This is a genomic window from Pseudomonas sp. Marseille-QA0892, from assembly GCF_054950135.1.
Genome location: NZ_CM143104.1, coordinates 589,971 through 602,866 on the forward strand (window position 1 = coordinate 589,971; position 12,896 = coordinate 602,866).

General features: G+C 61.6%; 10 protein-coding genes. 8 read left to right on the top strand and 2 right to left on the bottom strand.

Annotated features, from left to right (window positions below; genetic code table 11):
• Positions 1–314: 314 nt before the first annotated feature.
• The 3 genes from ACY8D3_RS02540 to ACY8D3_RS02550 are packed head-to-tail and all read left to right on the top strand — an operon-like array spanning position 315 to position 4,020.
• Positions 315–836 carry a (2Fe-2S)-binding protein gene (locus tag ACY8D3_RS02540; protein ID WP_462381460.1) on the top strand — a complete coding sequence of 174 codons (522 nt, stop codon included), beginning with the start codon at positions 315–317 and terminating at the stop codon, positions 834–836.
• Positions 833–1,819, top strand: a complete 987-nt coding sequence (locus ACY8D3_RS02545) for an FAD binding domain-containing protein (protein WP_462381461.1) — start codon at positions 833–835, stop codon at positions 1,817–1,819. Before ACY8D3_RS02540 ends, ACY8D3_RS02545 begins: the two co-directional genes overlap by 4 nt.
• Positions 1,816–4,020 carry a xanthine dehydrogenase family protein molybdopterin-binding subunit gene (locus ACY8D3_RS02550; RefSeq protein WP_462381462.1) on the top strand — a complete coding sequence of 735 codons (2,205 nt, stop codon included), beginning with the start codon at positions 1,816–1,818 and terminating at the stop codon, positions 4,018–4,020. The genes ACY8D3_RS02545 and ACY8D3_RS02550 overlap by 4 nt, the downstream gene beginning before the upstream one ends.
• Before the next feature lie 78 nt (positions 4,021–4,098).
• Here ACY8D3_RS02550 and ACY8D3_RS02555 read toward each other — a convergent pair whose 3' ends face one another.
• Positions 4,099–5,343: an MFS transporter gene (locus ACY8D3_RS02555; protein ID WP_462381463.1), complete on the bottom strand. Its 1,245-nt coding sequence runs from the start codon at positions 5,341–5,343 to the stop codon at positions 4,099–4,101.
• Between the two features lie 408 nt (positions 5,344–5,751).
• Between ACY8D3_RS02555 and ACY8D3_RS02560 the strand changes: the two genes are divergently transcribed.
• From ACY8D3_RS02560 to ACY8D3_RS02580, 5 genes are all read left to right on the top strand, one after another.
• Entirely contained in the window at positions 5,752–6,870 is a 1,119-nt protein-coding gene (locus ACY8D3_RS02560; protein WP_462381464.1) for a branched-chain amino acid ABC transporter substrate-binding protein, read from the top strand.
• 304 nt (positions 6,871–7,174) lie between these two features.
• On the top strand, positions 7,175–8,098 hold the full coding sequence (livH, locus tag ACY8D3_RS02565) for a high-affinity branched-chain amino acid ABC transporter permease LivH (protein WP_462381465.1): 924 nt from the start codon (positions 7,175–7,177) through the stop codon (positions 8,096–8,098).
• Positions 8,095–9,354 (top strand): high-affinity branched-chain amino acid ABC transporter permease LivM, encoded by a 1,260-nt coding sequence (locus ACY8D3_RS02570; RefSeq protein WP_462381466.1) that lies wholly within the window; start codon positions 8,095–8,097, stop codon positions 9,352–9,354. The genes livH and ACY8D3_RS02570 overlap by 4 nt, the downstream gene beginning before the upstream one ends.
• The gene (livG, locus tag ACY8D3_RS02575; protein ID WP_462381467.1) at positions 9,351–10,118 is read left to right on the top strand and encodes a high-affinity branched-chain amino acid ABC transporter ATP-binding protein LivG; all 768 of its coding nucleotides are present in this window, start codon (positions 9,351–9,353) and stop codon (positions 10,116–10,118) included. The genes ACY8D3_RS02570 and livG overlap by 4 nt, the downstream gene beginning before the upstream one ends.
• Positions 10,118–10,819, top strand: coding sequence for an ABC transporter ATP-binding protein (locus ACY8D3_RS02580; RefSeq protein WP_462381468.1), 702 nt, complete (start codon positions 10,118–10,120; stop codon positions 10,817–10,819). Before livG ends, ACY8D3_RS02580 begins: the two co-directional genes overlap by 1 nt.
• 216 nt (positions 10,820–11,035) lie before the next feature.
• On the opposite strand, the gene ACY8D3_RS02585 is transcribed toward ACY8D3_RS02580, so the two are convergent.
• On the bottom strand, positions 11,036–12,619 hold the full coding sequence (locus ACY8D3_RS02585) for a peptide chain release factor 3 (protein WP_462381469.1): 1,584 nt from the start codon (positions 12,617–12,619) through the stop codon (positions 11,036–11,038).
• Positions 12,620–12,896: the final 277 nt, after the last annotated feature.

A 12,896-nucleotide genomic window follows, 5' to 3' on the forward strand; every position in this document is an offset into this window, starting at 1 on the left:
TAGGCATCATTGCCGTGTGGTGTCGTCCATCCTTCGCGATGGGTTGGCAATCCGCTTGGCCGTGCGAAGGATCAGGTCTGCGGCAGGGCGCGGCAGGCCAAAAGCGTCGAACGGGCGCCAGCAAGAACCGGACCGCTCGAGGGGGCGCGATCATACCAGCACCGCTCGTGCGCAAGGAATCCGCGAGCAGCGCCTTCCGACCATCAGGGCCGCGCGGCCGATTCGCTTGAATCCGGGTGAACGATCACCGTAAGCGTCGCGTCGTAAAACGGTAGACGCAGGCCACTGCGCATTAGCCAAACCGTGAGGCCACCATGAATGCGATCACTCCTTCCGAGGGCGGAAAGCCGTCCGCCGTGCACCTGATTTCGATCACTATCAACGGTCAGAGGCGCGAGCTCGAAGTGCGCCCCTGGACCACACTGCTCGATCTGCTGCGCGAAAACCTGCAGATGACGGGTACGAAGAAAGGCTGTGACCACGGCCAATGCGGTGCCTGCACGGTGCTGCTCAATGGTCGCCGTATTAATAGCTGCCTAACCCTGGCCGTCATGCATGACGGCGCCGAACTCACCACTATCGAGGGGCTGGCCAGCGAAGATGCCCTGCACCCGATGCAGGCAGCGTTCATCAAGCATGACGCATTCCAGTGCGGCTATTGCACCCCTGGCCAGATTTGCTCCGCTATTGGGCTTGCCAACGAAGGGCGCGCTGAAACCTCCGACGATATCCGCGAAATGATGAGCGGAAATGTGTGCCGGTGCGGCGCCTACAACAACATTCACGATGCGGTGAAGGAAGCCCTGCCCGTGTGCCGAGGGGAGGGCGCCGTATGACCCCGTTCGCCTATAGCCGTCCCTCTGCAGTCGAAGAAGCCGTCAATCTGGCTGGGCCTGGCGCTCGCTTCATTGCCGGCGGCACCAATCTGCTTGACCTGATGAAAGAAAACGTCACACGCCCCGAGCGTTTGATCGACATCAACGGGCTGCCCCTCAAGGACGTCGAAAAGACCGCCACCGGTGGCCTGCGCATCGGCGCACTGGTCCCGAACTCGGACCTGGCTTGGCACCCGGAGGTCGAAGCGCGCTATCCCTTGCTCTCGCAGGCGATCCTGGCCGGCGCTTCGCCTCAGCTGCGCAACATGGCGACTACAGGTGGCAATCTGCTTCAGCGCACCCGCTGCTACTATTTCTACGACAGCGCCGTCCCGTGTAACAAGCGTGAGCCAGGCAGTGGATGTCCGGCCAAGGATGGGCTCAACCGTATTCATGCCATCCTCGGCGCCAGTGAGCATTGCGTGGCGACGCATCCGTCCGACATGTGTGTTGCACTGGCGGCGCTGGAGGCGGAGGTGATCGTTACCGGGCCTGCCGGCGAGCGCCGCATTCCCTTTGCCGATTTCCATCGGTTGCCCGGCGATACGCCCGAGCGTGACAACAACCTGGCGGAGGACGAATTGATCCTCGCAATCGAACTGCCGGCCGAAACGTTCTCCCACTATGCCTACCTGAAGCTTCGGGACCGCGCCTCCTACGCGTTTGCGCTTGTGTCGGTTGCGGCGGCGCTGGATATGGACGGCGACACGATCCGTAGCGCGCGCGTCGCGTTGGGCGGCGTCGCCCACAAGCCGTGGCGTATCCCGGATGCCGAAGCGCTTTTGGTGGGCCAGCCGGCCAACGAGGCCAGCTTCGGCCTGGTGGCCGATGCGCTTTTGAAGGGGGCTCAGCCACTGGAACACAACGCGTTCAAGGTGGAGCTGGCGCGTCGCGCCATCGTTCGCGCATTGACCGAAGCCGCCGCCAGAGGAGTGCAATCATGACCGCCATGCAAAACCCTGTCGGCCAACCGGTTGACCGTGTCGATGGTCCTGCCAAGGTAACGGGCCAAGCCCGCTACGCGGGTGAGTTCGACCTTCCTGGCCTGCTATACGGCAGCGTTGTGTCCAGCAACATTGCGCGTGGCCGTGTTCGGGCCATTCATGCTGCCGAGGCTGAAGCGCTACCGGGCGTACGCCTGGTATTGACGCACGAGAATCGTCCGTGGATGTCCGGTGATGACGAATCCTATGAGGACATGGATGCGGCGGATGGATCGCCCTTCCGGCCGTTGTTCAATGATCGTGTTCTTTATAGCGGCCAACCCGTTGCGCTGGTCGTCGCAGAAGATCTCGAGATTGCCCGTCACGCGGCTTCGCTGATCAAGGTCGACTACGAGGTTGAGGCGCACGAGACCGATCTCAGCAAGCATCTTGAAGACGCACATGAGGCGCCGGCCGAACTGCCGGAGCCGCGCGGAAACATGGAGGCTGCGTTCGCACAGGCGCCGCACAAGGTAGACGTGGACTACTGGGTGCCGGTTGAGCATCACAATCCCATGGAGCCACACGCCTCAACGGTCATGTATTTCCCGGACGGCAGTCTGCTGATCTACGACAAGACCCAAGGCACGCAAAACAGCCAGGCGTACGTTGAGGAGATCTTCGGGCTTCAGGGGCAGGTCCGTGTACGTGCGCCGTTTGTGGGCGGCGCCTTCGGGTCTGGCCTGCGTCCGCAATACCAGCTCGCGCTTGCCGTGATGGCCTCGCTGACACTGAAGGCTCCGGTTCGCGTCACGCTGACGCGGCAGCAGATGTTCACTTTTGGCTATCGCCCGCGGATGAAGCAGCGGATGCGTTTCGCCGCATCGTCTGACGGCAAGCTGCAGGCGATCGGCCATGAAGTCATCGGCCAGACGTCCCGTTTCGAGGATTTCACCGAGCAGGTAGCTGAATGGTCGGCCATGCTGTATCACTGCGACAACGTTTCGCTGGGCTACAAGCTCGTTCCGCTGGATGTGTACACGCCACTCGACATGCGCGCACCGGGCGCTGCCGAAGGTGTTTATGCGCTGGAATCCGCCATGGACGAGTTGGCCTATGAAGTGGGTATCGATCCGCTGCAGTTGCGCTTGGTCAATTACACCGACGTCAATCAGGCCGAAGGCAAACCCTATTCAAGCAAGGAGCTCAAGGCGTGCTATGCCCAGGGTGCCGAGCGCTTCGGCTGGAGCAAGCGCTCCCACGCGCCGCGCAGCATGCGTGAAGGCACCGAACTGATTGGCTGGGGCATGGCGACCGGTATCTGGGAAGCCATGCAGATGCCCGCCAGTGCGCGCGCGGCCCTGTGCAGCGATGGTTCGCTTCGCGTGAGCAGTGCCACGACCGACATCGGTACCGGCACCTATACCGTCATGACCCAGATCGCCGCCGGTTCTCTGGGCTTGCCGGTAGAGCGCGTGGAGTTTCGCCTGGGCGACTCGACCTTTCCCAAGGCCCCGCTGCAGGGCGGTTCGTTTACCGTCTCGTCGGTCGGCAGCGCGGTCCACAAGGCCTGCGAGGCGCTGAAAGCGAAGATATGGGAGGCTGCACGCCAGTTGCAGGATGCGCCGTTCGCAGGCGGTTCGCTGGATGATATCCGCTTCGTTGAAGGCAGGTTGCAGATTGGCGATTCGCGCGAGCGCTCCATGCCACTCGAAGCGATCGTCGCCGCGTGCGGTCCGATCGAGGCCGAAGTCGACGGCCAGCCGGGTAGCGAACGCGACAAGTATTCGACCGGGACACATTCCGCAGTATTCGTCGAAGTGCGGGTGGATGAGTCGTTGGGAACGATTCGTGTAGCCCGAGTTGTCAGCGCGATTGCCGCTGGGCGCGTCATCAATCCGAAAACGGCAGGGAGCCAGATCCAGGGTGGTGTGATCTGGGGATTGGGCCAGGCGATGCAGGAGGAGACCTTCATCGACCACAGTCTGGGGCGCTACATGAACCACAACTTGTCCGAGTACCACGTTCCGATTCAGGCCGATGCGCCCGATATGGACGTGATCTTCGTCGAAGAGCACGACCCGATCGTCAATGCCCTGGGGTCCAAGGGCGTCGGTGAGATCGGGATCGTAGGTGTCGCCGCCGCGATCGGTAATGCGGTGTTCCACGCGACCGGCAAGCGCGTCCGGGAGCTGCCGATCACGCTCGACAAGGTGTTGTAAGGTGCCGGCCGGAGCGTCCTGCTCCGGCCATCTCCCTGCTGGGCTGATCGGGTTCCGCTGGCGGCGATGGGCGCCCGTTCAGCCCTTCGCCGGCACCGGCTGAGCTTCCTCTTCGCCTTCGTGCATGCGATCTCGGTGGGCCAGGGTAGGGAACAGCTTTATCCACAGGCCCGTCACCACGATCGCGCCCACGCCACCGATCAGCACAGCCGGGACGGTGCCAAACCAGGCAGCCGTCACACCCGCACGGAATTCTCCCAGCTGGTTGGATGCGCCGATGAACAGCCCGTTGACCGCACCCACACGGCCGCGCATTTCGTCCGGCGTCTGTAGCTGCACGAACGCCCCACGGATCACCATGCTGACCATGTCGGCTGCGCCCAGCACGACCAGTGTGAACAGGCTGAACCAGAGCGATGTGGACAGTCCGAAGCCGATAGTGGCAACGCCGAAGATGGCGACGGCGGTAAACATCACCGGCCCTACCTTTCGCTCGATGGGGAAGCGCGCGAGCCAGAAGGACATCAACAGCGCACCGACCGCCGGCGCGGAGCGAAGCAGGCCCAGCCCCCAGGGGCCGGTAAGCAGAATGTCCTTGGCAAATACTGGCAGCAGAGCCGTTGCACCGCCCAGCAAGACGGCGAACATGTCCATCGAGATGGCGCCGAAGATATCGGCGCGGCTGCGAATGAAACGAAAGCCCGCCAACAGCGAATCCAGCGACACCTTCTGTTTGAGCGGCAACTGTCGGGACGGCAGGCTCAGCATCAGGCTAAGCGCGATCAGGTAGAGCACCACGCTGGGCCCGTAGACCCAGCCGGCGCCGAAGGCGAACAGCAATCCACCCACGGCAGGCGCAATGATAGTCGCGGACTGCATGGCCGATGCGGCCGCCGCGACCGCTTTCGGAAACAGGCCAGGCGGAACGATGTTCGGCAAAAGTGCCTGAGTCGTCGGCATTTCGAAGGCACGGGCGGTACCGAGCAGAAACGCGACGACGAAGATCATTTCCCGCGTAATGGCCCCCGTTGTACTGCCTATCAACAGCGCCAGTGCAACGAGGCCCTGGGCACATTGGCAGAGCGCGGCAACCCGCCGCCGATCGAAGCGGTCGGCTACATGACCGGTAAAGAGGATGAACAGTATCTTCGGCATGAACTCGACGAGGCCCACCAGGCCCAGGTCGAGCACGCTTCCGGTCAGGGAATACATGTGCCAGCCGATGGCAACGGTGAGCATCTGGAAACCGCTTGCGGTGAAAACGCGTGCGAACCAGAACGCCATGAATGGCCGGTGGCGGATCAGGGATTGCGGATCAGACATGAGGCGATGAGCAGGGCCGGGCGACAAGGCCGACCATGTTAGCCCTTTGTGTCCGGTTGTGTACGCCAGATGCCATGCAAGACGGCTGAGCCCAGCGATTCGATTGAGGGCTGAAGGCGTGACAGAACAAGGGCGACTGTCTGGCTGGCGCCGTACAGTGAAGCTGCAACCGCCGTGCTTGAGGCGCCGCCGATCGTCTGAACCCCTGCCTTCGATCGCCACAACGCAGCTAGGTCGTGTCGATTGGCGACAACTTCATTACAATTCCGGCCGCCGGACCACTTTGCCATCAGTCCAGCAACGTTTCCTGAACTATAGTCATGTCCCATGCAGCAGGCCGCTGGGTTCGATCCCGCGTCGGCCGTGGTGCGAAATGACAATAAATAGAAAGACCACGGAGCAAGAAGAATGAAGGTAATCAATCGTTTTTCCCAGTTGTTCGCTGCTATGGCTCTGGCTGGCGCGGCTTCCTACAGCCTCGCAGCCGACACCATTCGCATCGGTGTGGCAGGCCCCGTGACCGGTCCGGTGACACAGTACGGCGACATGGTGCGCGCCGGTGTGGATCTCGCTATCGAGCGCATCAACGCGGCGGGCGGCGTTGAAGGCGCCAAGCTCGAAGCGGTCGTGTACGACGATGCGTGCGATCCCAAGCAGGCCGTTGCCGTCGCGAACAAGGTGGTCAATGACGGCGTCAAGTTCGTCGTCGGCCACGTGTGCTCCAGCTCGACTCAGCCCGCTTCGGACATCTATGAAGACGAAGGCATCCTGATGGTGACGCCGTCGGCCACCGCGCCGGAAATTACCGCGCGAGACGCGCAGCTGATCTTCCGTACCATCGGGCTCGACAACCTGCAGGGCCCGGTTGCCGGCAAGTTCATCCTCGCGAACTACATGGATTCGACCATCGCCGTTCTGCACGACAAGCAGCAGTATGGCGAAGGCATCGCAACCGAAGTGAAGAACTCGGTCGAGGCTGGCGGCGGCAAGGTTGCCGTTTTCGAAGGCCTGAATGCCGGTGACAAGGACTTCAACTCGCTCATCTCCAAGCTCAAGCGCGCGAACGTCGACTTCGTGTACTTCGGTGGCTACCACCCGGAAATGGGCTTGCTGCTGCGCCAGGCTCGTCAGGCCGGGCTCGAAGCACGCTTCATGGGCCCTGAAGGCGTAGGCAACAGCGAAATTACAGCGATTGCAGGCGAAGCCTCCGAAGGCATGCTGGCCACGCTGCCACGCGCATTCGAAGACCTTCCCCAGAACAAGGAACTGGTCGACGCCCTGAAAGCCAAGAAGCAGGATCCGAGCGGCATCTTCGTACTGCCAGCCTATTCCGCGGTAGAAGTGATCGCGCAGGGCATCAAGCAGGCGGGCGAAGCCGATCCTGAAGCTGTTGCCGAGGCACTGCGCAAGGGCAGCTTCGAGACGCCGACCGGCACGCTGAGCTACGACGAGAAGGGCGACCTGAAGAGTTTCGACTTCGTCGTCTATGAGTGGCACAAGGACGGTACCAAGACCGAAGCCAAATAAGGCTGCTGTTTTCTCTTCTGGGCAGATGTCCGGCGTAGCCGATGCCACCGAAAGGCGGTATCGGCTACGTCGGTACATCGCCCAGGGAGCGAGCCCGGCGCCTTAGCCTTCGCGACTGAAGCGATGCCGTGGCCAGAAGACGCGACTCGTTCGTTGCTTCTGGCACCAGTGTCCGCGCGAGGCCTGAATACAAGCCAACGTGACTGAAGCCTGAGGCGACCCCACAGGCTTCTTCGCCTTGCGTAGCCCAGACGTCGAGCGCCAATCGGTGCCGACGCGGGCGCTACGCCATCGGGAAACGCCCATGCCTGACTTCTATCACTACCTGCAACAGTTGGTTAACGGACTGACTGTGGGCAGCACCTACGCCTTGATCGCCATCGGCTACACGATGGTGTACGGCATCATCGGCATGATCAACTTCGCCCATGGCGAGGTGTACATGATCGGCTCTTATATTGCGTTCATCGCCATTACGCTGCTCGCGATGATGGGGCTGGACAGCCTTCCGCTCATCATGATCTGCGCCTTCGCCGCGAGCATGATCGTGACCAGCGCCTTCGGCTATAGCATCGAACGGGTGGCCTATCGGCCATTGCGCGGCGGTAATCGCCTGATCCCGCTGATCTCGGCGATCGGGATGTCGATCTTCCTGCAGAACGCCGTGATGCTGGCCCAGGATTCCAAGGAGAAAGCCATCGCCAACCCGTTGCCGGGCAGCTTCGTCTTCGGCGAAAGCTCCATGAACGGCGTGGTCATTTCCTACATGCAGATCCTTATCTTCGTGGTCACGTTCCTGGCCATGCTGGGTCTGACGCTGTTCATCTCCCGCTCGCGTCTCGGCCGTGCCTGCCGCGCCTGCGCGGAAGACCTGAAGATGGCCAACCTGCTTGGCATCAATACCAATTCGATCATTGCGCTGACGTTCGTCATCGGTGCAGCGCTTGCAGCCGTGGCTGCGGTACTGCTGGGCATGCAGTACGGCGTAATCAATCCGTACCTGGGCTTCCTGGCTGGCATCAAGGCCTTTACCGCGGCAGTACTGGGCGGCATTGGCAGCATCCCGGGCGCCGTGCTCGGCGGCCTGGTTCTGGGCGTCGCCGAAGCGTTCGGGGCGGACCTCGTCGGTGACCAGTACAAGGACGTCGTGGCGTTCAGCCTGTTGATCCTCGTACTGCTGTTCCGCCCCACGGGCATCCTCGGCCGGCCGGAGGTGGAAAAGGTATGACGCGCAATCTCAAGACCGGCCTGTTCAGCGCCGTCCTGCTGATCCTCATTTCCTATCCGATACTGGGCCTCAAGCTGACGGTTGTTGGCATTTCCCTGCAGGTCCACGGCGCGACCGCCGAGACGCTCTGGCTGATTGCCGGTGCTGCGCTGGCGATCTTCCTGTGGCATGTGTTGCTGCGTGATCGTCTGATGCGCTCCAGCGCAGGTGCCGCGTTGCCGACCATGCCCGCGGACCTCAAGCGCAGGCTGACCCTGCCCAGCGTGCAACGCTGGATCATGTTCGGCCTGTTGATCGTCGCACTGGCGTGGCCGTTCTTCGGCACGCGCGCCGCGGTGGATATCGCCACGCTGATGCTCATCTACATCATGCTCGGCATCGGTCTAAACATCGTGGTCGGCCTGGCTGGCCTGCTTGACCTGGGCTATGTCGGTTTCTACGCGGTAGGCGCCTATACCTACGCGCTATTGGCTGAATACGCAGGCTTCGGCTTCTGGACAGCGTTGCCCATCGCAGGGTTGATGGCCGCCACGTTCGGGTTTCTACTGGGTTTCCCGGTATTGCGATTGCGAGGCGACTACCTGGCCATCGTGACGTTGGGCTTCGGCGAAATCATCCGCATCATGCTGCGCAACCTGACCGGCCTGACCGGTGGCCCGAACGGCATCACCGTCGCCAACGAGCACAAGCCGACACTGTTCGGGCTGTCCTTCGAGCGACGGGTGCCGGAAGGCGTGCAGACCGTGCATGACTTCCTCGGAATGTCCTACAACTCGACCTACAAGGTGATCTTTCTTTACCTGATTGCCTTGTTGCTGGTCGTAGCTGCCCTGTTCGTCATCAATCGCCTCATGCGCATGCCGATCGGCCGCGCCTGGGAAGCGCTTCGTGAAGACGAGATCGCCTGCCGTGCGCTGGGCCTCAACCCGACGACGGTCAAACTGTCCGCCTTCACCATCGGTGCGTCGTTTGCCGGTTTCGCAGGCTGCTTCTTTGCGGCGCGCCAGGGGCTGGTGACGCCTGAATCCTTCACCTTCATCGAGTCGGCCATGATCCTGGCGATCGTGGTGCTGGGAGGCATGGGTTCGCAGCTGGGCATCATCTTCGCCGCCGCCGTGATGGTGCTCCTGCAGGAGATCCGTGATTTCAACGAATACCGCATGCTGATCTTCGGTTTGACGATGATCCTCATGATGATCTGGCGTCCGCAGGGCCTGATCCCGATGCAGCGTCCGCACCTGGAGTTGAAGCAATGAGCCGTCCGATTCTGCAGGTCAGTGACCTGTCGATGCGTTTCGGCGGCCTGCTGGCCGTCAACGGGGTGAACCTGACCGTGCAGGAGAAGCAGGTTGTTTCGATGATTGGCCCCAACGGTGCCGGCAAAACGACCGTCTTCAATTGCCTGACCGGCTTCTACAAGCCCACGTCCGGTCGCATTCTGCTCGGTGATGAGGCAATCGAGGGGCTGCCGGGCCACAAGATTGCGCGCAAGGGTGTCGTGAGAACGTTCCAGAACGTTCGCCTGTTCAAGGACATGACCGCGGTCGAGAACCTACTGATTGCACAGCACCGGCACCTGAACACGAATTTTCTCGCTGGCCTGTTCAAAACCCCTGCGTTCCGGCGCAGCGAGCGCGAGGCCATGGAATATGCAGCGTTCTGGCTGGATCGTGTGAACCTTACCGACGTGGCCAATCGCACGGCGGGTACGCTGGCGTACGGTCAGCAGCGCCGACTGGAAATCGCCCGGTGCATGATGACCCGCCCGCGCATCCTCATGCTCGACGAGCCGGCCGCTGGCCTCAACCCCCGCGAGACGGAGGATCTCAAGGCACTCATCGGGACGCTTCGCGACGAGCACAACGTGACTGTCCTGCTTATCGAGCATGACATGAAGTTGGTGATGAGCATTTCCGACCACATCTTCGTGATCAACCAGGGCACACCGCTCGCGGACGGTAGGCCGCAGCAGGTACGGGACAACCCGGACGTGATCAAAGCCTACCTGGGGGAGGCGTGATGCTTTATTTCGAGAACGTTTCCACCTTCTACGGCAAGATCCAGGCGCTGCATGGCGTCAGCGTCGAGGTGCGCCAAGGCGAAATCGTCACGTTGATCGGGGCCAATGGTGCGGGAAAGTCCACGTTGCTGATGACGCTGTGCGGTAACCCGCGGGCAACCGAAGGCAGCATTCGTTACCAGGGCGAAGAACTGGTTGGCATGGATACCCCGGAGATCATGCGCAAGAGCATCGCCGTGGTCCCGGAGGGGCGCCGCGTGTTCGCACGCCTGACCGTGGAGGAGAACCTTGCCATGGGCGGGTTCTTCGGCAACAAGCGTGACAACCAGGAGCAGCTCGACAAGGTGCTGCACCTGTTCCCACGGCTGAAGGAGCGTTTCAATCAACGCGCCGGCACCATGTCCGGCGGCGAACAGCAGATGCTCGCCATCGGCCGGGCGCTGATGAGCAAGCCAAAGCTCCTGTTGCTGGACGAGCCTTCACTGGGCCTTGCACCTATCATCATCCAGCAGATCTTCGAGATCATCGAGCAGCTGCGCCGCGACGGTGTGACCGTCTTCCTCGTCGAGCAGAACGCCAACCAGGCACTCAAGCTTGCCGATCGGGGCTATGTTCTGGAAAACGGCCATATCGTAATGCAGGGTAGCGGCGAGCAACTGCTGAACGATCCGAAGGTTAGGGATGCGTATCTAGGGGCGTGATCGGGTCCTGCAGCGCCGCCTGATGGCGGCGCTGACGGGCGTGCTGGGGTTACCCGCTATAGCAATGTGACAGGGATATGCCCTTTAGTCCCGATGCATGTTTCGTGGCAACGGCAGCAAAGGACTTCGCTGCCTGAGGGCACTAGAGGGAATGTGCGCGTTCAAGTCTCCGTAGAACCCATTCGGTCAAGGGGCTACGGAGACAAAGACGACCACTCAGTGGTGCTCGCGGGTCGCGCGGAATTTCACGTCGGGCCAGCGCTCTTCCATAAGGCTGAGATTGACGCGGGTCGGCGCCAGGTAGGTAAGGTGGCCACCACCATCAATGGCGATGTTCTCGAACGCCTTGACCTTGAAGTCCTCGAGCTTCTTCTTGTCGTCGCACTCGATCCAGCGTGCGGACCAGACGTTGATGGCCTCGTAGGCACATTCAACCTTGTACTCTTCCTTCAGGCGGCTTGCGACCACGTCGAACTGCAGCACACCCACCGCACCGAGGATGATGTCGTTGCTGCGTTCGGGGAAGAACACCTGGGTGGCGCCTTCCTCGGCAAGCTCCTGCAGACCCTGGCGTAGCTGCTTTGATTTCAGCGGGTCCTTGAGGCGGACGCGGCGGAACAACTCGGGCGCGAAGTGCGGGATGCCGGTGAAACCGAGCACTTCGCCTTCCGAGAACGTGTCGCCAATCTGGATCGTACCGTGGTTGTGCAGGCCGATGATGTCGCCAGCATAGGCCTCTTCCAGCTGTTCACGCTCGCTGGAGAAGAAGGTGAGGGCATCCGCGATCTTCAGATCCTTCTTCAGACGCACGTGGCGCATCTTCATGCCTTTCTCGTACTTGCCCGAGCAAATCCGCATGAACGCGATGCGGTCCCGGTGCTTCGGGTCCATGTTCGCCTGAATCTTGAAGACGAAGCCGGTAAATTTCTCTTCCACCGGCTCCACGACCCGCTCATGGGCGGCGCGGTTCAGGGGGCGCGGTGCCCAATCCACGATGGCGTCGAGCACCTGGTCGACGCCGAAGTTGCCGAGCGCAGTACCGAAGAACACCGGTGTCATGCGGCCTTCGAGGAATTCCTGCTCGTCGAATTCATGGCAGGCGCCCTGAACCAGTTCCAGCTGCTCGACGAAATCATCATAGAGGTCGCCAAGGTGGGCGCGGGCTTCGTCCGAGTCCAGCTTGTCGATGATCCTGGCTTCGATGCGCTCATGCCCGTGGCCGGGGATGTAACAGATGATCTTGTCTTCGCGCAGGTGATAGACACCTTTGAAGTCGCGGTAGGAGCCGATTGGCCAGGTGATCGGTGCCGCCTTGATCTTGAGGACGGCTTCGATCTCGTCCAGCAGCTCAATAGGGTCGCGGATATCGCGGTCCAGCTTGTTGATGAAGCTGACGATGGGTGTGTCGCGCAGCCGGCAGACATCCATCAGGGCGATGGTGCGAGGCTCGACGCCTTTACCGCCGTCCAGCACCATCAGCGCCGAGTCGACGGCCGTGAGGGTGCGATAGGTATCTTCGGAGAAGTCCTCGTGGCCGGGGGTGTCCAGCAGGTTGACCATATGTTCCCGGTAGGGGAACTGCATGACCGAGGTCGTGATGGAGATGCCGCGCTGCTTCTCCATTTCCATCCAGTCGGACGTCGCGTGACGATCGGACTTTCGCGATTTCACGGTACCCGCCACGGCAATCGCCTTGCCCATCAGCAAGAGCTTTTCGGTAATGGTGGTCTTACCGGCATCGGGGTGGGAAATGATGGCGAACGTACGGCGTTTGGCGACTTCGGCGGCCTGGGTGGTCATGCGGCGAACCTGATAGGAAAAGCGAAAAATTGGGCGCGGATTATACAGGAATGATGGCGGATCGGTGGGTATGGCCGTCGGGCTGGGGCTCGTGGCGCAGCACGGGGCTTTTGTGAAATCGACGGCCGTGTAGCGCAGGGCAAGTTTCGTTGCTGCGTATGGCGGCAAGGGCGTGCCCGCTACGTGCTGCGCGGAAGGATGTGGAGAGCGGGCGTCGCCCTCCAATGAAATTGCCGCGCCGAAGCGGCCATGAGAGCTTCGAAGATCGGCAGCCTGA